This is a genomic window from Mesorhizobium sp. M8A.F.Ca.ET.057.01.1.1 (assembly GCF_003952565.1).
Classification (GTDB): Bacteria; Pseudomonadota; Alphaproteobacteria; order Rhizobiales; family Rhizobiaceae; genus Mesorhizobium.
On the sequence record NZ_CP034454.1, the window covers coordinates 5,699,782 to 5,719,675 of the forward strand.

Annotated in this window: 21 protein-coding genes and 1 pseudogene; 13 read left to right on the forward strand and 9 right to left on the reverse strand. The window is 64.2% G+C overall.

All coding sequences use genetic code 11. The features are described from left to right. Positions 1-133: 133 nt before the first annotated feature. Positions 134-1,978, reverse strand: a complete 1,845-nt coding sequence (gene ilvD / locus EJ077_RS27100) for a dihydroxy-acid dehydratase (protein ID WP_208697680.1) — start codon at positions 1,976-1,978, stop codon at positions 134-136. Between the two features lie 196 nt (positions 1,979-2,174). On the opposite strand from ilvD, the gene EJ077_RS27105 reads away from it, so the two are divergent. From EJ077_RS27105 to EJ077_RS27115, 3 genes are all read left to right on the forward strand, one after another. Next, a complete protein-coding gene (locus tag EJ077_RS27105; protein WP_208697681.1) occupies positions 2,175-2,519 on the forward strand; it encodes an ArsR/SmtB family transcription factor in 345 nt (114 codons plus the stop codon). A gap of 98 nt (positions 2,520-2,617) precedes the next feature. Then, positions 2,618-3,145, forward strand: a complete 528-nt coding sequence (locus EJ077_RS27110) for an SRPBCC family protein (RefSeq protein ID WP_245458561.1) — start codon at positions 2,618-2,620, stop codon at positions 3,143-3,145. A 66-nt stretch (positions 3,146-3,211) separates the two neighbouring features. Beyond that, entirely contained in the window at positions 3,212-3,679 is a 468-nt protein-coding gene (locus EJ077_RS27115) for a VOC family protein (RefSeq protein ID WP_208697683.1), read from the forward strand. A 169-nt stretch (positions 3,680-3,848) separates the two neighbouring features. On the opposite strand, the gene EJ077_RS27120 is transcribed toward EJ077_RS27115, so the two are convergent. From EJ077_RS27120 to EJ077_RS27130, 3 genes are all read right to left on the reverse strand, one after another. Then, the gene (locus EJ077_RS27120; protein WP_140509158.1) at positions 3,849-5,441 is read right to left on the reverse strand and encodes a peptide chain release factor 3; all 1,593 of its coding nucleotides are present in this window, start codon (positions 5,439-5,441) and stop codon (positions 3,849-3,851) included. Positions 5,442-5,540: 99 nt separating this feature from the next. Continuing rightward, on the reverse strand, positions 5,541-6,452 hold the full coding sequence (locus EJ077_RS27125) for a haloalkane dehalogenase (protein ID WP_208697685.1): 912 nt from the start codon (positions 6,450-6,452) through the stop codon (positions 5,541-5,543). After that, a complete protein-coding gene (locus tag EJ077_RS27130) occupies positions 6,449-7,045 on the reverse strand; it encodes a TetR/AcrR family transcriptional regulator (RefSeq protein WP_208697686.1) in 597 nt (198 codons plus the stop codon). Before EJ077_RS27130 ends, EJ077_RS27125 begins: the two co-directional genes overlap by 4 nt. Before the next feature lie 117 nt (positions 7,046-7,162). Here EJ077_RS27130 and EJ077_RS27135 point away from each other — a divergent pair, with 117 nt between their 5' ends. Beyond that, complete coding sequence (locus tag EJ077_RS27135) at positions 7,163-8,236, forward strand: NAD(P)/FAD-dependent oxidoreductase (RefSeq protein WP_208697688.1); 1,074 nt, start codon at positions 7,163-7,165, stop codon at positions 8,234-8,236. On the opposite strand, the gene EJ077_RS27140 is transcribed toward EJ077_RS27135, so the two are convergent. The 3 genes from EJ077_RS27140 to EJ077_RS27150 all read right to left on the reverse strand — a co-directional run bounded on the left by EJ077_RS27140 (position 8,230) and on the right by EJ077_RS27150 (position 10,841). After that, entirely contained in the window at positions 8,230-9,603 is a 1,374-nt protein-coding gene (locus EJ077_RS27140) for an amidase (protein WP_208697690.1), read from the reverse strand. The two genes, EJ077_RS27135 and EJ077_RS27140, sit on opposite strands and share 7 nt — an antisense overlap. Positions 9,604-9,777: 174 nt before the next feature. After that, positions 9,778-10,578, reverse strand: coding sequence for a class II glutamine amidotransferase (locus tag EJ077_RS27145; RefSeq protein ID WP_208697692.1), 801 nt, complete (start codon positions 10,576-10,578; stop codon positions 9,778-9,780). A 14-nt stretch (positions 10,579-10,592) separates the two neighbouring features. After that, positions 10,593-10,841 (reverse strand): DUF6356 family protein, encoded by a 249-nt coding sequence (locus tag EJ077_RS27150; RefSeq protein WP_208697694.1) that lies wholly within the window; start codon positions 10,839-10,841, stop codon positions 10,593-10,595. A 115-nt stretch (positions 10,842-10,956) separates the two neighbouring features. Between EJ077_RS27150 and EJ077_RS27155 the strand changes: the two genes are divergently transcribed. The 7 genes from EJ077_RS27155 to EJ077_RS27180 all read left to right on the forward strand — a co-directional run bounded on the left by EJ077_RS27155 (position 10,957) and on the right by EJ077_RS27180 (position 15,753). Further along, on the forward strand, positions 10,957-11,427 hold the full coding sequence (locus EJ077_RS27155) for an Lrp/AsnC family transcriptional regulator (protein ID WP_208697696.1): 471 nt from the start codon (positions 10,957-10,959) through the stop codon (positions 11,425-11,427). A gap of 367 nt (positions 11,428-11,794) precedes the next feature. Next, positions 11,795-12,280, forward strand: a complete 486-nt coding sequence (gene dut, locus EJ077_RS27160) for a dUTP diphosphatase (protein WP_208697698.1) — start codon at positions 11,795-11,797, stop codon at positions 12,278-12,280. An 11-nt stretch (positions 12,281-12,291) separates the two neighbouring features. Beyond that, positions 12,292-12,951, forward strand: coding sequence for an HAD family hydrolase (locus tag EJ077_RS27165; RefSeq protein WP_208697699.1), 660 nt, complete (start codon positions 12,292-12,294; stop codon positions 12,949-12,951). 64 nt (positions 12,952-13,015) lie between these two features. Continuing rightward, the gene (locus EJ077_RS32650) at positions 13,016-13,141 is read left to right on the forward strand and encodes a hypothetical protein (protein ID WP_281040183.1); all 126 of its coding nucleotides are present in this window, start codon (positions 13,016-13,018) and stop codon (positions 13,139-13,141) included. Next, a complete protein-coding gene (locus EJ077_RS27170; protein WP_245458562.1) occupies positions 13,138-13,869 on the forward strand; it encodes a hypothetical protein in 732 nt (243 codons plus the stop codon). Before EJ077_RS32650 ends, EJ077_RS27170 begins: the two co-directional genes overlap by 4 nt. Before the next feature lie 74 nt (positions 13,870-13,943). Next, positions 13,944-14,747, forward strand: a complete 804-nt coding sequence (locus EJ077_RS27175) for an isocitrate lyase/PEP mutase family protein (protein ID WP_208697701.1) — start codon at positions 13,944-13,946, stop codon at positions 14,745-14,747. Between the two features lie 7 nt (positions 14,748-14,754). After that, positions 14,755-15,753, forward strand: coding sequence for a proline racemase family protein (locus tag EJ077_RS27180; protein WP_208697703.1), 999 nt, complete (start codon positions 14,755-14,757; stop codon positions 15,751-15,753). Between the two features lie 4 nt (positions 15,754-15,757). On the opposite strand, the gene EJ077_RS27185 is transcribed toward EJ077_RS27180, so the two are convergent. Both EJ077_RS27185 and EJ077_RS27190 read right to left on the reverse strand, forming a co-directional pair. Next, on the reverse strand, positions 15,758-16,468 hold the full coding sequence (locus tag EJ077_RS27185) for a sulfate transporter family protein (protein WP_208697705.1): 711 nt from the start codon (positions 16,466-16,468) through the stop codon (positions 15,758-15,760). Between the two features lie 210 nt (positions 16,469-16,678). After that, the gene (locus tag EJ077_RS27190; RefSeq protein WP_208703142.1) at positions 16,679-17,581 is read right to left on the reverse strand and encodes a DMT family transporter; all 903 of its coding nucleotides are present in this window, start codon (positions 17,579-17,581) and stop codon (positions 16,679-16,681) included. 346 nt (positions 17,582-17,927) lie between these two features. On the opposite strand from EJ077_RS27190, the pseudogene EJ077_RS27195 reads away from it, so the two are divergent. Next, positions 17,928-18,772 (forward strand): annotated as a pseudogene (locus EJ077_RS27195) (adenosine kinase). Between the two features lie 405 nt (positions 18,773-19,177). Beyond that, positions 19,178-19,882, forward strand: a complete 705-nt coding sequence (locus EJ077_RS27200) for a hypothetical protein (protein ID WP_208697707.1) — start codon at positions 19,178-19,180, stop codon at positions 19,880-19,882. Positions 19,883-19,894: the final 12 nt, after the last annotated feature.

Consider the following 19,894-nt stretch of genomic DNA (forward strand, 5'->3'; position numbering starts at 1 on the left):
CCCCCTCATCCGGCCCTTCAGGCCACCTTCTCCCCGCTGGGGAGAAGAGGCTTGCGCCGGCGTTGGCGATCTCTTCTCCCCTCGGGGAGAAGGTGGCCGCGCAAGCGGCCGGATGAGGGGGCTTGCGCGAACCTTACTCCGGCACGTGCCTCACCGCGCCCTTGTCGGCGCTGGTGGCGAAGGCGGCGTAGGCGCGCAGCGCGGTCGTGACCTTGCGCTTGCGCTTTTCCTGCGGCTTCCAGGCGTCCGCACCCTTGGCCTCCATGGCCGCGCGGCGCGCGTCGAGTTCGGCGTCGCTGACGGCCAGGCGGATGGTGCGGTTGGGAATGTCTATCTCGATCGTGTCGCCTTCATGCACCAGCCCGATCAACCCGCCTTCCGCCGCTTCCGGCGAAGCATGGCCGATCGACAGGCCCGACGTGCCGCCGGAGAAGCGACCGTCGGTGACCAGCGCGCAGGCCTTGCCCAGGCCCTTCGACTTCAGGTAGCTGGTCGGATAGAGCATCTCCTGCATGCCGGGGCCGCCGCGCGGACCTTCATAGCGGATGACGACGACATCGCCGGCCTTGATCTCATTGGCAAGGATCGCCTTGACCGAAGCGTCCTGGCTTTCGAAGACGCGAGCCGGACCGGTGAATTTCAGGATCGACTCGTCGACGCCGGCCGTCTTCACGATGCAGCCATCGAGCGCCAGATTGCCTTTCAGCACGGCAAGGCCGCCGTCCTTAGAGAATGGCGTCTTCGCCGAGCGGATGACGCCGGTCTCGCGGTTCGTGTCGAGCTCGTCCCAACGGCGGTCCTGGCTGAAGGCGACCTGCGTCGGCACGCCGCCGGGAGCGGCGAGGAAGAAGTCGCGCACATTCTGGCTGGAGGTGCGGGAGATGTCCCAATGGTCGAGCGCTTCGCCGAGGCTTGCCGTATGCACCGTCGGCAGGTCGCGATTGATCAGTCCGGCCTCATCGAGCTGACCTAGGATCGCCATGATGCCGCCGGCGCGGTGGACGTCTTCCATGTGCACGTCGGACTTGGCCGGCGCCACCTTGCACAGCACCGGCACCCGTCGCGACAGTCGGTCGATGTCTTCCATGGTGAAGTCGACCTCGCCCTCATGCGCGGCGGCCAGGATGTGCAGCACCGTGTTGGTCGAGCCGCCCATGGCGATGTCGAGCGTCATGGCGTTCTCGAAGGCGCCCTTGGAGGCGATGCTGCGCGGCAATGCGCTCTCGTCGTCCTGTTCGTAATAGCGCTGGGCGAGATCGACGACGAGATGGCCGGCCTCGACGAACAGCCGCTTGCGGTCGGCATGCGTGGCCAATGTCGAACCGTTGCCCGGCAGCGAAAGCCCGAGCGCCTCGGTCAAACAATTCATCGAATTGGCGGTGAACATGCCGGAGCAGGAACCGCAGGTTGGGCAGGCGGAGCGCTCGATGACCTTGACGTCCTCGTCGGAGATCTTGTCGTCGGCGGCCGCGACCATGGCGTCGACGAGGTCGAGCGCCTGCGTCTTGCCGGCCAGCACGACCTTGCCGGCCTCCATCGGTCCGCCGGAGACGAAGACGGTCGGGATGTTGAGGCGCAGCGAGGCCATCAGCATGCCGGGCGTGATCTTGTCGCAGTTGGAGATGCAGACCATGGCATCGGCGCAATGGGCGTTGACCATGTATTCGACGGAATCTGCGATCAGCTCCCGCGACGGCAGCGAATAGAGCATGCCGTCATGGCCCATGGCGATGCCGTCATCGACGGCGATGGTGTTGAATTCCTTGGCAACACCGCCGGCCTTCTCGATCTCGCGCGCGACGAGCTGGCCAAGGTCCTTCAAATGGACATGGCCCGGCACGAACTGGGTGAAGGAATTGACCACCGCGATGATCGGCTTGCCGAAATCACTATCCTTCATGCCGGTGGCACGCCACAAGCCGCGGGCGCCGGCCATGTTACGGCCATGGGTGGTGGTGCGGGAACGGTAGGCGGGCATATTTTTTCCTTGGTGGCTGGCCGCAGCCGAAGAGTGGCGCGGCGGCGCTGAATTTTGATCGCAGGGGTTATAGACGCGCAAGTATGGTCTGGCCACAATTTTGCAATGCGCCACGAATTCGCCGATCCGGGTTGACGGATGGGGCCGATCTATATATAGCCAAATGGGTATATACCTTATTGGCTATGGACCTCACATGAACCAGCTGGACGCCACTTTCGCCGCGCTTGCCGATCCGACGCGGCGCGCCATTCTTGCCCGGCTCATGGAAGGCGAGGCATCGGTGATGGAGCTGGCCGAGCCTTTCGCCATGAGCCAGCCTTCGATCTCCAAGCATCTCAAGGTGCTTGAAAACGCCGGCCTGATCTCTCGCGGTCGCGACGCGCAGCGCCGGCCCTGCCGGCTGGAGGCAAAGCCCCTGGCCGAGGCCAATGACTGGCTGGAGCGCTATCGCAAGATCTGGGAAGGCAATTTCCAGCGTCTCGACGTCTTGCTGGCTGCCATGCAGGCCAAGAAAGCGGCCGGCGACGCGGAACAATAGCCGAAGCCCGGCGTATCGGCCCCGACGAGAAAAATCAGAAAACCGTGTCGGATCGCCAGTTGGCGCAACGTCCTTGGACAAACAGCAGGAGGATCATCGTGAGCACCACAACATTGCCCGGCTCGACGGTCGCGACATTGACTGTAAGCACGCCCAGCGATCGCGAAGTTCAGGTCACCCGGATCTTCGATGCGCCCCGCCCGATGGTGTTCGACTGCTGGACCATACCAGAGCTGTTGAAGGGCTGGCTGCACGGTCCCGATGGGTGGCGGCTGTCGGTCTGCGAAATCGACCTCAGGGTCGGCGGCGCGACGCGCTATGTCTGGCAGCATCGGGACGGCCGGACCATGGGCATGAGCGGCGCCTATCGCGAGATCGTGCGCCCGATCCGGCTCGTGGCCACCGAACTCTTCGACGAGGACTGGACCGGTGGCGAGACAATCGGGACCGTGATCTTCACCGCGCAGAGCGGAAAAACACTGCTGACGCAGACGGTGCTCTACGCCTCGCAGGCGGCCCGCGATGGTGCGCTCGGCACCGGCATGACGAGCGGCATGGCCGAAAGCTACCGCCAGCTCGATGCCTATCTTGCTTCCCTGCAGGACGCCGCCAAGGGCGCGGCCTGACCTTTCTTCACCCCTGGCCTCGTTCCGGCCTTCTTCGCCCCAACAGAGAGAAATGAGGAGCACGACATGCAAAAGATCACCACCTTCCTCTGGTTCGACGACCAGGCCGAAGAGGCCATGAACCACTACGTATCCATCTTCAGGAATTCGAGGGTGCTGAGCGTCACACGCTGGCCAAAGGGCCATGCTTCGGAAGGCAAAGTGCTGGTGACATCGTTCGAGCTCGACGGCGTGCAGTTCCAGGCGCTCAATGGCGGCCCGCAATACAAGTTCACGGAGGCCATGTCGCTGTCGATCGACTGCAAGACGCAGGACGAGGTCGACCATTTCTGGAACAAACTCACCGAAGGCGGCGAGCCGGGGCCATGCGGCTGGCTGAAGGACAAGTTCGGTGTTTCCTGGCAGGTCGTCCCGGAGCAGTTGCCCAGGTTGCTTCAGGACCCTGACAAGGCAAAGGCCGGCCGGGTGATGTCGGCGATGATGCAGATGGGCAAGATCGAGATCGACAAGTTGGAGGCGGCGGCGAAGGGGTGAGAAGCGCGATCTTGCCTTCTCCCCTTGTGGGAGAAGGTGGATCGGCGCGATAGCGCCGAGACGGATGAGGGGTGTTCCAGCGGAGTGACACGTTGCGTTCCCTGGAACACCCCTCATCCGTCGCCTTCGGCGACACCTTCTCCCACAAGGGGAGAAGGGAAAGGACAGCCTACGCCGCCTTATCTCTCACCTGATAATCCTTGATCGTGGCGAAGCGGATCGCCTTCCAGCGCTCGGCTTCGTAGTTCAGCGAGAAGGCGTGCTGGGCGAGGAACACCGGGTCGTTGTCCAGGTCGCGGGCGATGTCGCCGCGATGCGCCTCGATGAAGCGAAGCACTTCGGCCTTGTCGTCGGCCGAGATCCAGCGGCAGACCGAAAAACGCGACATTTCGAACTCGACGGGCAGCGTGTATTCGAAGTTCAGCCGCTCTTTCAGCACATCGAGTTGCAGGGCGCCGACGACACCGACGATGGCCGGCGAGCCATCTTCCGGCGAAAACAGCTGCACGACACCTTCCTCGGCCATCTGGTGCAGCGCTTCCTTCAACTTCTTGGCCTTCATCGCGTCGCCGAGGCGCACGCGGCGCAGGATTTCCGGGGCGAAATTCGGCACGCCACGGAACAGGATTTCCTCACCCTCGGTCAACGTGTCGCCGATGCGCAGCGTGCCGTGGTTGGGGATGCCGACGACATCACCGGCGAAAGCCTCGTCGGCGGTGACGCGGGTGCGGGCGAAGAAGAATTGCGGCGCCGAGAGTGACATCGGCTTTCCCGTGCGCACCAGCTTGGCCTTCATGCCGCGCTCGAGCTTGCCCGAGCAGACGCGCACGAAGGCGATGCGGTCGCGATGGTTGGGGTCCATGTTGGCCTGGATCTTGAAGACGAAGGAGGTCATCTTCTCCTCCGTCGCCTCGATGGTGCGGGTGTCGGCCTCCTGCGCGCGCGGCGGCGGCCCGAAGGCGCCAAGCGCCTCGATCAGGTCGCGCACGCCATAATTGCGCAGCGCCGAGCCGAAATAGACCGGCGTCAGATGACCTTCGCGAAAAGCGTCGATATCGAGCGGACGGCAGGCTTCGCGCGCCAGTTCGAGTTCCTCGATGAAGGCCTCGCGCTCGTTTTCCGGCAAAAGGCCGGCAACACGGTTGGAATCGGGACCGTTGACCGGCGTGCGCTCCTTCTCGTCGTCGCCCTTGCGCACGGCGTTCAGCGCCAGGTGATAGGTGCCGGAGAAGGTCTTGCCACGGCCGATCGGCCAGGTGATGGGCGCGGTATCCAGCGCCAGCTTCTGCTCGATCTCGTCCAAAATCTCGAACGGATCGCGGCTTTCGCGGTCCATCTTGTTGACGAAGGTGATGATCGGGATGTCGCGCAGCCGGCAGACCTCGAACAATTTCAGCGTGCGCGGCTCGATGCCCTTGGCGGCGTCGATGACCATGACGGCCGAGTCGACCGCCGACAGCGTGCGATAGGTATCGTCGGCGAAATCCTCGTGGCCCGGCGTGTCGAGCAGATTGAAGACGTTGTCCTCATATTCGAAGGTCATCACCGAGGTGACGACCGAAATGCCGCGCTCGCGCTCGATCTTCATCCAGTCGGACCGTGTCTGGATGCGGTCCTTCTTGGCCTTCACCTCGCCGGCAAGCTGGATGGCGCCACCGAACAGCAGCAGCTTTTCGGTCAGCGTCGTCTTGCCGGCGTCGGGGTGGGCGATGATCGCGAAAGTGCGGCGGCGCGCGACTTCCTCTGGGATAATTTCGGGCATTCTTGGGATTTCCGTGTGACAGGCCGGGCTTCTAGCAGCGCTGCGCCGGGCTGTCGACCGGTCCGGCGGCACGGACGCCGCCGGATTGCCGTGGTGCTCTCAGGCCAACGCGCCCACGCCACTCGCCTGGACGACCTCAGGAAGCCAGCCGGCAATGGCGCTTCCGATGGCGTCGGCGTGGTCCTCCTGCAGATAGTGCGCACCGGGTCCGAGGTTGATGAACCGGCAATTCTTCAAACTGGCCGCGAACTGGCGTGCGGCCTGCGGCGAGATCAGCGCGCCGGGATCGCCCGCGAAAAGCAACTTCGGATAGGTGGACAGCCGCAGCGCGCGATGGTCGTGCTCACTGATGGCCGCAACGTCAGCGGGCTGGCCCTCGATCGGCAATTCCCGAGGCAGACGCAGCACCGGCTTGCGCGATCGCGGCGTCGGGAACGGCGCCCGGTAGACGGCCATCTCTTCGTCGCTCATTGTGCGCAGCACCGAGGCCGGCAGCAATTTTTCGACGAAGACATTGTCTTCCAGGACCAGCTTCTCGCCAATATCGGGCGTCCGCAACGCCTTGAACATTTCGCGAGCTTGCGGACGTTGGTGAAAGTCCTCCCAGCGCTCGAAGGGCCGGATGAACTCCATGAAGGCGAGGCCGAGAACGCGGCGCGGCCGCCGCGCCGCGAGATGGAAGGCAAGGGCCGTGCCCCAATCCTGGGCGACCAAAACCATATCCCCGATGTCGAGCGCGTCGAGAAAGGCGTCGAGGTAGCGGACATGGTCGAAGAAGCGATAGTCGATATCGGGCTTGCCGGACTGGCCATAGCCGATCAGGTCGGGCGCGATGCAGCGCGCGAACGGCGCCACGTGCGGGATGATGTTGCGCCAGATATGCGACGAAGTTGGATTGCCATGCAGGAACAGCACGGTCGGACCGGACGCGCCAGCCTCGACAAAGGACATGGTCGAATCGAGCACGGCAATTTGTCCGCGCCTCAAAGCGGTGTCGGCTTGCGAGGTCATTGGGGCATCTCCCTTGCAAAGACTGTTTTGAAGATAATGGCCTTGAAGCGTTCGAGCGGCTCGGGGCTGCGCTCGACTTTCATACGCAGCATGGCGCCTTGCCAGGACGACAGCAGGAAGTCGGCAAGGTCCTCGGCATCGAAGGCTCTCGTGATGTCGCCGGCGGCCTGGCCTTCGGCGATGCACGCCGCGAAGGGCTGGCGCCAGCGCTCGAAGATGGCGACGAGGCGCAGCCGTAAGGGTTCGCTGTGTACCGCGGTCTCGAGGCTGAGATTGCCGATCATGCAGCCGCGCGCCCAATCATGCGCTTCAAGCTTCGAGGTGATGAGATCGAGATAACGGCGCAGCCTGCCGACAGGCGGGGTTCCATCCCGAGCCAGCGCTGTTTCGACCAGCCCGCTGACATAGGCGAAATAGCGGTCCACCACTTCGCCAACGAATTCCTCCTTGGAGGCAAAATGGTTTGTGAAGGAGCCCGGCCGGGCGTCGGCCGCGGCAACGATGTCGCGCACGCCGGCGGCGGCATAGCCCGAGTCCCAGATGGTCTGGAAACCGGCGTCGAGGAGTTTTTCGCGGAGTGATTGTCTAGCCATGGCGGTATAATACGTACGTACGTATTGATGTCAAGCTGTGTTTTTTGCGGCATTCGATGTTGGCAAGCGGCTAACAGGATGGCACTTGGACGAACGTCGTTGGGATCAGGAGCGAACATGAGCACCGGCAAACAAGTGATCGTCATCGGTGCCGGCATCATCGGTGCGTCGATCGCCTGGCACCTGACCAAAGCGGGCGCCCAGGTGACGGTCATCGCCAACAGCGAAGCCGGTGGTGTCGCGACGCCCAATTCCTTTGGCTGGATCAATGCCAGCTGGGGCAATCCGGAGCGGTATTTCCGACTGCGCAGCCGCGCCATGGCCGAATGGTCGCGGTTGGCAAGAGACCTGCCCGGCCTGCCGCTCAAATGGTGCGGCGGCCTGTGCTGGGAACTGTCGGCGGCCGATATGGAAACCTATGCCGCGGAGCATTCTGCCTGGGGCTACGGCATCGCGCGCGTCGACCGGGCCGGCGCGGCGCGCATCGAGCCTAACCTCGCCGAACTGCCGGATGTCGCTTTGCATGTAGCCGAAGAGGGTGTCGCCGAGCCGGTCGCAACCGCGAAAGCACTGCTGGCAGATGCGAACCGGCATGGCGCGCGCATCATCTCCAGCACGGTGACAGCACTTGTCCAGACCAATGGCAGGATAACCGGCGTGGACACATCGCATGGGCTGATTGCCGCCGACGAGGTGGTGATCGCGGCAGGCGTCGGTTCGCCGGAGATCGCCGCGACCGCCGGCATCAACCTGCCGATCGAGACGCCGCCCGGCCTCATCGTCCACTCCCGGCCATACAAGAAGCTGCTCAACGGACTGGTGCTGGCCGAGCGACTGCACATGCGCCAGACGGCGCAGGGCCGCATCATCGCCGGCTCGGACTTCGGCGGCGGCGATCCGGGGATGGATGCCCAGGCCACCGCCCGCGCGTTGTTCGCGGCCACGAAAGCCATGTTAGTGGACAGCGATGGCCTTGAGCTCGATTTCCACACTGTCGGGTACCGGCCGACGCCGATCGACGGCTTTCCGATCATCGGCCGCGCCGAGGGCATGGATGGCGTCTACATCGCGGTCACGCATTCCGGCATCACGCTGGCGCCGGCCGTCGGCCTGTTCGCCACGCGCGAAATTCTTGGCGGCGATCGCGACCCGCTGCTGGAACCTTACGGATTGTCGCGCTTCGCTCAATAACCCGGCGGACGACTGAAGCCGCCGGTCAACGGCGCCATCGCCCTGGCGATGCCGAGCAGCCGCGCCTCCGACCAGCGTCTGCCGACAAGCTGCAGGCCGATCGGCAGGCCGTCACTATCCTGTCCGTACGGAATCGAAAGCGCCGGGTGGCCGCTGTAGTTGAAGACGGCGCCGTAGGCCGGCAGCATCCAATAGCTCTGGTCCTTGCCGTCGGCCTTGATCGTCGTGCCCGGCGCACAATGCGGGAATGCCGTGGTCATGGCGACCGGGCAAAGCAGCGCGTCCCAATCCTCGAAGAACCGGTCCCAGGCGAGAATGGATTTGTCGCGGCGGGCCAGCGCCTCGAACCAGCGCGAGACCGATGTCGGTTCCTCCGGCGGCTGCGGCTGCGCCGCCTCCATCATCATGCCGATCAGCGCTCCGCCCTGGGCGAGATCGTCGTGCAGGTCGAGCTTGGGCAGTTTGGCTTGCTCGACGAGGGCGCCGGCGTCTTGCAGTTGCCTTGCGAGATTTTCGACCGCGGCACTGATGTCGCCGGCCACCGGGAAACCGGGAAAGAAGGGCGCGAAAGCGATGCGCGATGTCTTGAGGTCGAGCTTCGGCATGGTTTCGACCGGCACCGGCGCAAGGTCGTTGTCGCGGCCATCCGGGCCGGCGATGATGCGATAGATCAACGACAGATCCTCGACGCTGCGCGCCAGTGGGCCGAGACACGACATCAGCCGCACACTGCGCGCCGCACCGCCTGGATTCGGGAAGGCGCCGGCCAGAGAGACGCGGTGCTCCGTCGGCTTCAGGCCATAGACGCCGCAAAAGGCGGCAGGCAGGCGGATCGAATCCTGCATGTCGGTGCCGACGTCGAACGGTGTCATGCCCGTGCAGACGGCGGCAGCGGCGCCACCGCTGGATCCGCCCGGGGTGCGCTGGAGATTCCAGGGATTGTTGGTGCGGCCGAACAACGGATTGTCCGACTGCCAGTCGGACAACAATGTGGCGACATTAGTCTTGGCCATCAGCACACCGCCAGCTGCCTTCAAGCGGGCAACGACCGGGCTGTCCTCTTTCGCCACATAGTCGGCGAAGGGCGGGAAGCCTACAGTGGTCCTCATGCCCGCCGTCTCGTGCATGTCCTTCAGGGTGAAGGGAACGCCGTGCAGCGGGCCAAGCGTTTCGCCACGCGTCTGCACCCCGTCGACCTTTTTGGCGCGCTCGCGAGCCCCTTCCCTGTCGAGTGAGATGACGGCGTTGACGGCAGGGTTGTGCTTGTCGATCTGCGCGAGGTGGGCGTCGAGCGCTTCGACGGCGGAGATTTTGCGGTTTCGAATGGCTTTGGCGAGTTCGGCAACCGAAAGAAATACGAGGTCCATGGCGAATGCTCCGGCTTGCTTGCCGCCTGCCTCCTCAAGATGGCGGATTGCGGCGCGGCTTCAAGCGGAGTTGAGCATCCGCACGCGCTCAATACTTGATCGGAATTGCGCTGCCGGCACTCTACGGCGCCCCCTCTGTCCCGCGACGTTTCCCAGATGCGCTGAGGTGAGGCGTTATCCAACCAGCGCCAGCTTCGCCGCAATCGGAGCGAATGGACTGATGTCGATGCCATCCCTGGTCATGGTGACGAAGCTCGATGGCGGGATCGCCTGCCAGTCGCCGCCCTCGCGATCGAAGGGCTCGGAGACGATGCAGCGGCCAGCGCCCTTGCGGAAGATGGACGTGTAGAGCGTGGGCGCGTGGGCGTCGGTGGCGTAGCGGACCGCATACAGCGCCTGTCCGTCGGAGAAAGCGGCGGTGAGTTTAAGCGCCGGCTCGAGACCGGCGCGGCGAGAGGCTTCCAGCACGCGGCTGGTGGCACGCGAGACGGCGCCTTGTGGGTCGGCTGAAAGGCCCTCGTCGATCATCAGCAGAAAAAACAGTTCGGAATCGGTGGTGCCTTCGCGCTGGTCGAAGACAGCGTCGGACAGCGAGTTCTCCAGCGCGCGGCGGATTTTCTCGAAACCGCCGATCTGGCCATTGTGCATGAACGACCAGCGGCCGGAGATGAACGGATGGCAGTTCATGCGGCTGGTGGCGCCGCCGGTCGAGGCCCTGACATGGGCGAGGAACAGGCCGGACTTGATCTGCCGGCACAGGCTTTTCAGATTGGGGTCGGACCAGGCCGGCAGGATGTCGCGATAGAGGCCGGGCTCGGGCCTCTCGCCATACCAGGCAAGGCCGAAGCCGTCGCCATTGGTCGGCGACTTGGCTTCCTGGGCGCAGTGGCTCTGGGCGATCAGCGAGTGACAGGGCGCCGTGAGGATATCTTCGAGAAAGACCGCTTCACCGAGATAGGCCGCCCACCGGCACATCGCTTTGTCGTCCCCTAGGCGCGATCCGGAAGAGCCACAGGCTCCTTGGTCGCGTGTGCGCCTCTGTTGTGCGTCCGCTCGTAGAGCTCGCGAATGATTCGGCTGGCGGTAGTCTCGAAGAGAAATGGCAAGAAAGCGTGAACGAGCGCTGCTCCTGCCGCCATCAGCAGGCGCGACGAGAACCAGGCGGCGAAGGCCATGTGGCCGAAATAGGTCTCACCGACCTTGGCCGGATGCGAGGTGAAGATGCTTGCGAGCGACATGCTGGTTCCCCTTCAGCGCTGGAGCTTCCTGATATGAGTATCCTGACACGCCTCACCGGTTCATTGGTCCCAAAATATCCTTGTATCTTGCCACTTCATGGGACAAATATCCCACATGACACTGGAAATCGACGAAATCGACCGAAAATTGCTTGCCGAACTGCAACGCGACGGCACGTTGTCGGTCGACCAGCTGTCGGAACGGGTGGCCTTGTCACGCAATGCCTGCTGGCGTCGCGTCAAGCGGCTGGAGGAAGATGGCGTCATCACCGGCCGCGTGGCGCTGGTCGATGCCGAAAAGCTCGGGCTTGGCCTTTCGGTGTTCATCCTGATCCGCACATCCAACCACGATCCGGACTGGCTGCAGAAATTCCGCGCCGCGGTGAGCGGTTTGCCCGAGATCATCGGTGTCTACCGCATGTCTGGTGATCTCGATTATGTCTTGCGCGCGCGCGTCGCCGACGTGAAGGCCTATGACCGGCTCTACCAGCGGCTCATCGCCAAGGTGGCGCTGTCGGATGTTTCCGCCTCCTTCGTCATGGAGGAGATCAAGGAGACGACGGTGGTTCCGATGGAAGTGCGTTAGTCGGCCAGGGCCTCACACTTCGTCATCCACGGGCGGAGCGACGCGAAGCGGCGCGCAGACCCGAGGATCCATGCCGTTACCTTGACCGTAGAATGCCGCGGAGCAGAATTCTGCACCGTAGCAGCGCTTCCGAATCCCGGCATGGATCCTCGGGTCTACGCCGCGTCGCTACGCTCCTTGCTCCGCCCGTGGATGACGAAGTGGTGAGCGTTCTCGCCAATCGCCAAATAGGCATTCCACCAGCGCAACAACATTATTGAGACGTCTGCGCTGGACAGCGAAGTCATCGTAACGCCCGAAAGAAAGCCGTTGATAGCCCTGCGGGCGAATTGACCGAATCGGCAATCGCGCCGATAGGATCGATTTTATGCGCGCAGCCCTTCAAACACCCTCCGTCATCGGTCCCACCGTCGGCTTCGTCAGGTTGCCGCATGGTGACGACCTTCCGCTTCCCGCCTATGAAAGCACCGGCGCCGCCGGCATGGATTTGCGCGCGGCGGTGCCCGAAGATCGGCCGCTTCTGATCCTGCCGGGCAAGCGCGCTCTGGTGCCGACCGGGCTGATCCTGGAAATTCCCGAAGGAATGGAAGGCCAGGTGCGGCCACGCTCGGGCCTTGCCTTCAAACATGGCCTTACCGTCCTCAATTCACCCGGCACGGTCGACAGCGACTATCGCGGCGAGGTGAAGGTGCTGCTGGTCAATCTCGGCGACGAGGATTTTGCCGTGACGCGTGGCATGCGCATTGCCCAGATCGTCTTCGCCGCCGTGACGCAGGTGGCGGTGGAGGAGCGTTCGCTCGCCGGCGGCACGGCGCGCGGCTCGGGCGGATTCGGATCGACCGGCACCGCCTGATCGCGAATCCAATGCCCTTGCCGAAACTTGTCATCTTCGACTGCGACGGGATCCTGGTCGACACGGAGAACCTCGCCAACCGACGCCTGGCCGAATGGCTTAGCGCGAGCGGCTATCCAACGACCTTCGAATATTGCCGCAAGAATTTCTCCGGCCGCAGCATGGTCTCGGTGCAGAAGGAGATCGAGGAGACGACCAGCGTCAGGCTCGGCGCCGATTTCGTCGAGCGCTGGAATGCCGGCCTGCCGGATCTGTTCGCCCACGGCGTCGAGGCGATCCCTTATGTCCGGGAGTTCATCGAGGCGGTCCGCGCGGCCGGCCTCGCCTATTGCGTCGCCACCTCGGCGAGGATCTCGAAAATGCACATAACGCTTGGCCAGACCGGGCTGTTGCCGCTGTTCGAGCATGCCATGTTCAGCGCCACCATGGTCTCGCGCGGCAAGCCGTTCCCCGACCTGTTCCTGCATGCTGCCAAAGCCATGGGCTTCGCGCCCGCCGACTGCATCGTCATCGAGGACAGCGTCGCCGGCACGCAGGCAGGCATTGCCGCCGGCATGCGGGTGTTCTCCTATCATGGCGACCCCTATTCCGACCGCGACGGCCTGATCGAGGCCGGCGGCATCCTGTTCGACGACATGCGCGAACTCGCCGGGCTGGTGCCGATCCACTGATCGGCACGGCTGCGCGTTGCAGAACGCCGTGCTAGCGTGGGTGCCTCTCCGCCCGAGGCCCAACATGATTTCGCTGCCGCTTCGCTTCATCTTCGCATGTCTGCTGTTGCCGTGCCTGTGGGCGGCGGCACAGGCGCAGACCGCCGGCCTGGCCGACCTTGGCAGCATGCTGCCCGGCGCACCGATGTGACCTATCTCGACCTGGCGAGGATGGTCATTCCTGATCTCGCAGCGGACAAAGGCGGAATGTTCAAGGGCGGTCCGCCGATCGAGATGCCCCATGTCCAGGGACCCGATGCGGGAGGCTCGCCACCCGACACATCGAGCTTTTCCAACGCTTCCGCGCTTGCCCTCAAGGTTGGTGGCAAGGGCCGGCTGGCGATGCTGTTCGACCTCGGCGATTCTCCCGACAGCGCCGAAGGCTATGCCGTGCTGGCGCTCTACGACACCGCCGGCAAGCCGACCCTGCTCGACGCCGTCAATGTCGCGCTCGACCGCGACACCTATTTCCAGGAGCCAGGCAGGCTTTCCGTCGGCGCCAATGACGACATCCTGATGACCGGGAGTTCGCATTCCAATTCGGAGCAGAACTATATGATCACCTTGCTTGTCATGGTTGTCGGCGACAAGTTCAAGCTGATCGACACAATCTATGCGTTCGATGAAAGGCTCTGTGCCTACAGCCATACGCAGGACGTGGCTGTTCGAACCGTCAAGGACGGCCGCTCCCATGCCGGCATCAAGGCGACGGTGACCGACACCATCCTGCCAAACGAGGAGAGCTGCGACGAGGCGGCGCCCAAAGCCTCATCGCACAAGACCTCGGTGACCTATCACTGGAGCAAAAAGACATCGCGATATGTCGCCGATTCCGACGCGTTCGTGAAATTGTCAGCAGAGAACGAGAAACGCTTCTGAGCCAACCGCATTCGTTTGCCCGGCCGGAAACGGCGCGCTAGCATCCGCCCCGACACTCGTCATGGGGAACATTCATGGACAAGGGCAAGATCTTTCGCGACCTGCATGCCTCGACCTTCGTCATGCCCAATCCCTGGGACCCGGGCACGACGAAGCTGCTTGGCTCCTTCGGCTTCAAGGCGCTGGCTACGACCAGCGCCGGCTTTGCCTTTTCGCGCGGCCTGCCGGACGGGGCCGTGAGCTTCGACCAGATGATCCATCATTGCCGCGAGGTGACGGCCGCGACCGAACTGCCGGTTTCGGCGGATCTCGAGAAGGGCAAGGGTGACAGCGCCGAGCAGGCCGCCGAGACCATTTTCGCGGCGGAAGCCGCCGGGCTCGCCGGCTGCTCGATCGAGGACCACACCGGCGATCCGGACAAGCCCATCTATGAGTTTTCGCACGCGGTCGAGCGTGTCGCCGCCGCGGTGGAGGCAGCGCGGGCGCTGAAGCGCGACTTTGTCTTCACGGCGCGGGCCGAGAATTTCCTGTGGGGCAAGTCCGACCTCGACGACACGATCAAGCGGCTGCAGGCCTTCGAAAAGGCGGGCGCCGACGTGCTCTATGCACCGGGCATCGGCGACGTCGAGATGGTGCGCACGCTCTGCGCGGCGGTGACCAAGCCGGTCAACGTCATGGCGAGGCCCGGCTTCACCATCGCCGACCTTGCCATGGCCGGCGTCAAGCGGATTTCGCTCGGGCCGTGGCTGACCAATTTCGCTTACGGCATGCTGGAGACGGCGGCGCGCGAAATCCAGCAGGACGGAACGTTCGGCTTCACCCGCGCCGCCATGCCGTTCGGCAAGCTGCAGGCGCTCTACGGCAAATCCCAGGGTTAGACGCCGCATGAATCTTACTGTCGTCGACATGCATACGGGCGGCGAGCCGCTGCGAATCGTCACGGGCGGTTATCCCGCTATCCCCAAGGGCACCATCCTGGAGAAGCGCGCCTATGTGCGGGACCATCTCGACCATTTGCGCAAACTGCTGATCTTCGAACCGCGCGGCCATTACGACATGTATGGCGCCTTGCTGGTCGAGCCCGATTTGCCCGGCGCCGACCTTGCCGTGCTGTTCATGCACAATGAGGGCTATTCCACCATGTGCGGCCACGCCATCGTCGCGCTCGGCCGCTATGCCATCGATGAAGGCCTGGTGGCGAAACAGGAGCCGGTCACCACCGTCAACATCGAGGCGCCTTGCGGCCTGGTCGTCGCCTCGGTCGAGGTCAGCGACGGCAAGGCCGGTGCGGTGTCGTTCGAGAGCGTGCCTGCCTTCCTGTTCGCTCGCGACCAACAGATCGAGCTGACAGAGTATGGCAAGATCGGTTTCGATATCGCCTATGGCGGGGCTTTCTACGCGCTGGCCGACTGCCATCAGTTCGGGCTGGAATTCGGCCGCGACCGGGTCCGCGATTTCGTCGATGCGGCAACGGCGCTGACGAACCGGCTCAAGGCCGAGTTTGCACTGTCGCATCCCGATCATGATGATCTCGCCTTCCTCTATGGCACCATTCTGACCGATGGAAAGGACGCCTTTTCCGGGGAAGTCACCAGGAATGTCTGCGTCTTCGCCGAAGCTGAGGTCGACCGTTCGCCGACCGGTTCCGGCGTCACAGCCCGGCTGGCGGCCATGCATGCCAAGGGCGAGATCGCCACCGGGCAGACGCGGACCTTCGAGAGCATCGCCGGCTCGCGCTTTTCCGGGGCGGTAGTGCGCACGGCGCAGGCCGGCCCGCACGAGGCGATCGTCGCCCGCGTCGGCGGCCGTGCCTATTATTCCGGACGAGCCGAATTCACTGTCGAGCCGGATGACGAGCTGGGGCGCGGTTTCCTGTTGCGCTGAAGGCTCAACCGCGTGCGGGACGGGCCGCTTCGCGGGCCGAGACCGCCTTGTGCAGATGCACCATCATGGCGGCGGCGAACAGCGGCGTCAGCAGGTTGAGCAGCGGCACGGCGAGGAAGGCCGCGATCACCAGACCGGACAGAAATACCGTACCGGCATAGCGCCGGCGCAAGGCTCTCGCATCTTCCTCGGGGCGAAAGCGCATGGCGGCGAATTCGAAGAATTCGCGCCCGAGCAGGTAGCCGTTGACGATGAAGAAGGCTGCGATGTTGATGCCCGGCACCAGCAGAAGCATGAGCGCCACGATGTTGCCCAGGATGACGACGCCGAAAAACTTTATCGCCAGCACCATCGAGCGCAATGCCGGCATGGCGCGTCCGGCCCGGTCGCCTGGGTAATCGGTGCGCTCGACCACTTCGGCGACATCGTCGAGGAACAGGCCGGCGATGACGGCCGTGACCGGTGCAACGAGCAGCGCCATGCCGAAGGCCAGAGCGATGGCCGCGATGATGCCGCCCAGCCAGCCAGCCCAGGACGGTATGCCGGGCAACAATGTCTGGAGCCACGGCAGGGCCAGCCATTCGACAAGGCTGGTCAGGCCGAACCACAAGGCGACCAGCGCCAGCAGGGTCAAGCCGAGCGTCTTGATGAACACGGCGCGGAACGGAGGCGAGAGCAGCTCCAGGGCCGCGGTGCGGGCAGCGTCGAAAATCACCGTTGCTTCAACCCCAGGTCAGTGGACACAACCACAGAGCAATTCCAGGAAAAGTGCGTAGCGGTTTTCCCGGGAGAAGCGCGTAGCGCTTCCCCTTGGGGATTGCTTAAAAACAAGAAAACTCAAGGCGGGACGTCTCCGAGATAGGCAGTGCGGCCCGCGAGCACAAGCGCGGGCCGTTGCTTGTCTTTGGACGCTGCCGAGATCCGCCTATCGGGCGAAGGCCGGTTTGCGGACCGGTATGGTCATGGCCGCCACGCCGGCAACGACAAAACCCATGCCGAGCCATGCCGTCGGACCCAGGCTTTCGCCGAGTAAGAAGGCGCCGATGCCGACACCGATCGGCACCCGCAGATAAGCCTGGGACGTGGTGCCGACCGAACCCAGCGTGTGGATGAGGCGAAAATAGATGACGAACGCCAGCGCCGTCGAAAACACGGACAGGCCCAGCAAGGCGAGGATGGAAGCCGCTGAGGGCGCCAGCGTCCATGGCCGGTCGACCACCAGGCTGAGCGGCACCAGCATGACGGCGCCGCACAGCATGGAGCCAGCGGCGGGAAGCATCGGATCGAGGCCCTTGAAGCCACGGCCGAAGATGGCGGCGCCCGCATAGCACACGGTTGCCGCGACGATGGCAATCTGTGCCCAGAGCTGGTGGCCGATGCCGCCAAGCGCCTGTGTGCCGACGATGAGGCAGATGCCGGCAATGCCGGCACCGACGCCGACCAGCTTTCGCGTCGTCACCGGCTCATGGCGGGTGATGAGCGCGGTGAGGATGAAGGTGAAGATCGGCGAGGTGGCGTTGAGGATAGTGGCAAGGCCTGCGTCGACCGAACGTTCGGCCGCGGCGATCAGTGTGAAGGGGATGACGCTGTTGAGACAGGCCTGGAAGGCGAAGCGACGCCAGCTGGCCGCGTCGCCCGGCATGGCAAGCCCGCGCCAGCGGATGATGGCGAACAGTATGGCGCCGGCGATCAGAGTGCGGGCGGCGATGAAGGTGATGGGCGGGATGGTCTCGACGCCGATCTTGATGAAGGTGTAGGAGGCGCCCCACAGCACAGCCAGCACGCCGAGCAGCGCCAGGTCGGTGGCCGTGTCGTTTTTGGCAGGCATGGGCTCGCGCCTTCGGACCGTGATCTCAGGAGCGCAGATGTAGGCGACATCGTCACGAAATGTTTCGGCCACGGTCGAATTGTCGTAGCGCCTGGCTGGCGCGGCAAGGACAGAAAATCGGTTGCCTGTTTTCAGCGTCATGCTGTAGACCCGCGCGGGCATGGCAAGAAGCCGGCTCGGGTTTTTGGCGGAGACATTGATGCCGGATTATGACGTGCTTTGCATCGGCAATGCGATTGTCGACATCATCGCCCAGTGCGAAGAGGACTTCCTCCAGACCAACGGCATCATCAAGGGCGCGATGAATCTCATCGACACCCACCGCGCCGAATTGCTCTACAGCCGCATGGGCCCGGCAATCGAGGCCTCCGGCGGCAGCGCCGGCAACACGGCGGCCGGCGTCGCCTCCTTCGGCGGACGCGCCGCCTTCTTCGGCAAGGTCTCCAACGATGCGCTGGGCGAAATCTACGCGCACGATATCCACGCTCAAGGTGTCGCCTTCGATACCAAGCCGCTCGAGGGCGAGCCCCGACGGCGCGCTCGATGATCTTCGTCACCCCCGACGGCGAGCGCTCGATGAACACCTATCTCGGCGCCTGCGTCGAACTCGGGCCGGAAGATGTCGAGGCCGACAAGGCGTCGGGCGCCAAGGTGACCTATTTCGAAGGCTATCTGTGGGACCCGCCGCGCGCCAAGGAAGCCATCCGGCAGACGGCCAGGCTGGCGCACGCGGCCGGCCGCGAAGTGTCCATGACCCTATCTGATTCGTTCTGCGTCGACCGCTACCGTGACGAGTTCCTCGACCTGATGCGCTCGGGCACGGTCGATATCGTCTTTGCCAACAGCCACGAGATCAAGTCGCTTTACCAGACTTCGTCGTTCGACGAGGCGCTGGCGCGGATCCGCAAGGATTGCAAGATCGCCGCGGTGACCCGCTCCGAAAAGGGCTCGGTCATCGTGCGCGGCGACGAGACCGTGGTCATAAAGGCAACCGCCATCAAGGAGCTGGTCGACACGACGGGCGCCGGCGACCTCTACGCCGCCGGTTTCCTGCATGGCTATACACAAGGACGCGACCTCCAGACCTGCGGCGATCTTGGCTCACTGGCAGCCGGATTGGTGATCCAGCAGATCGGCCCAAGGCCACGGCAGAATCTGCGCAAGGAAGCCGAGCAGGCTGGGTTGCTGTAGGGGGGCTTTTCCCTTCTCCCCTGTGGGAGAAGGTGGATCGGCGCGCAGCGCCGAGACGGTTGAGGGGTGGGTGACGGATCGCCGTTTTTGCCAAGCTGGAACACCCCTCATCCAACCTCGCTTCGCGAGGCCACCCCGGGGCGAGCCAACGGTCTCGCCCGCCCTTCGGGCCCCACAAGGGGAGAAGGAAAAGACCGTCGCGCAGCTGTCACACATCGCTCCTACACGAAATTGCGAGCGTCCCGTGACTGGCATTTCGGAATGCTCGCAGTCAGTTGGGTGTCGTAAATGCAAGACAGCAACCTCTCGGGTTCGCTGCATCTGTTGGCGTTTGGAGTCCTGCTTTTCCCTTAGCCGTTGACAAGCGGCCGCAGTCGGGGAGGAGCGCGGCCAGAAGACAGATGCATGAACAGATTTCCAATCCAGGCGACCGGCATAAACCAGGACGACTTCGCGGAGTTGGTCGCCGACAAGGTCGAGCGCGCACTCGCCCATTATGACGAGGCGATCAACCAGTCCACCATGGTCTCGGTCGCCAAGATCGCCGGCAGCATAGCGTCCGCCGTCACCTTGCTGTCGCCCAAGCACCAGCGCGCCATCGACGCCATCCATGCCGACCTTCCCGGCCTTGCCTCGAAATTCGTGCGTGCGCTCGCGGCGGAAGCCGCGCGCCGCAGCGAAGCCGGCACCACCGATGCCGCGACACTGCCCACGACCCTGCCGGCCGGGGCCACGGTCGCGCCGGCGCCGGCCGACGACCTCGAATCGATGCTGATCGAGGACTGGGCCGGCCGCGTCGCCGGCTCGACCTATCTGGAAGAGAACCTGCGCATCGCCCGCTCCACCTTGCACCGCTGGCAGCGGCGCGGCGACGTCATCGCGCTGCGCAAGGGCGGCCGCAAGCACGTCTTCCCGCTGGCGCAATTCGTCGACGGCAGGCCGGTGGCGGGCATAAGCGAGGTGCTGGAGCTGATCGGCAACCCAAGGCTGGCGTGGCTTTGGCTGACCCGCGCCGCCGCGCAACTCGACGGCCGCATTCCGATCGACCTCTTGCGGCAGGACCAGGCGGAAGAGGTGGTCAAGGCGGCGCGTGGGTTCGCGCCGGGGTGAAGTCAGCGCGAG

Excerpts from the sequence above, each read along its gene's own strand:
- EJ077_RS27200 (WP_208697707.1), top strand. The coding sequence starts at position 19,178 with ATGAACAGATTTCCAATCCAGGCGACCGGCATAAACCAGGACGACTTC.
- EJ077_RS27145 (WP_208697692.1), bottom strand. The coding sequence starts at position 10,578 with ATGTGCCGGTGGGCGGCCTATCTCGGTGAAGCGGTCTTTCTCGAAGAT.
- EJ077_RS27140 (WP_208697690.1), bottom strand. The coding sequence starts at position 9,603 with ATGGACCTCGTATTTCTTTCGGTTGCCGAACTCGCCAAAGCCATTCGA.
- EJ077_RS27130 (WP_208697686.1), bottom strand. The coding sequence starts at position 7,045 with ATGGCTAGACAATCACTCCGCGAAAAACTCCTCGACGCCGGTTTCCAG.
- EJ077_RS27190 (WP_208703142.1), bottom strand. The coding sequence starts at position 17,581 with ATGCCTGCCAAAAACGACACGGCCACCGACCTGGCGCTGCTCGGCGTG.
- EJ077_RS27175 (WP_208697701.1), top strand. The coding sequence starts at position 13,944 with ATGGACAAGGGCAAGATCTTTCGCGACCTGCATGCCTCGACCTTCGTC.
- EJ077_RS27120 (WP_140509158.1), bottom strand. The coding sequence starts at position 5,441 with ATGCCCGAAATTATCCCAGAGGAAGTCGCGCGCCGCCGCACTTTCGCG.
- EJ077_RS32650 (WP_281040183.1), top strand. The coding sequence starts at position 13,016 with ATGATTTCGCTGCCGCTTCGCTTCATCTTCGCATGTCTGCTGTTGCCG.
- EJ077_RS27135 (WP_208697688.1), top strand. The coding sequence starts at position 7,163 with ATGAGCACCGGCAAACAAGTGATCGTCATCGGTGCCGGCATCATCGGT.
- EJ077_RS27165 (WP_208697699.1), top strand. The coding sequence starts at position 12,292 with ATGCCCTTGCCGAAACTTGTCATCTTCGACTGCGACGGGATCCTGGTC.
- EJ077_RS27105 (WP_208697681.1), top strand. The coding sequence starts at position 2,175 with ATGAACCAGCTGGACGCCACTTTCGCCGCGCTTGCCGATCCGACGCGG.
- ilvD (WP_208697680.1), bottom strand. The coding sequence starts at position 1,978 with ATGCCCGCCTACCGTTCCCGCACCACCACCCATGGCCGTAACATGGCC.
- EJ077_RS27150 (WP_208697694.1), bottom strand. The coding sequence starts at position 10,841 with ATGTCGCTCGCAAGCATCTTCACCTCGCATCCGGCCAAGGTCGGTGAG.
- EJ077_RS27180 (WP_208697703.1), top strand. The coding sequence starts at position 14,755 with ATGAATCTTACTGTCGTCGACATGCATACGGGCGGCGAGCCGCTGCGA.
- EJ077_RS27115 (WP_208697683.1), top strand. The coding sequence starts at position 3,212 with ATGCAAAAGATCACCACCTTCCTCTGGTTCGACGACCAGGCCGAAGAG.
- EJ077_RS27155 (WP_208697696.1), top strand. The coding sequence starts at position 10,957 with ATGACACTGGAAATCGACGAAATCGACCGAAAATTGCTTGCCGAACTG.
- EJ077_RS27125 (WP_208697685.1), bottom strand. The coding sequence starts at position 6,452 with ATGACCTCGCAAGCCGACACCGCTTTGAGGCGCGGACAAATTGCCGTG.
- dut (WP_208697698.1), top strand. The coding sequence starts at position 11,795 with ATGCGCGCAGCCCTTCAAACACCCTCCGTCATCGGTCCCACCGTCGGC.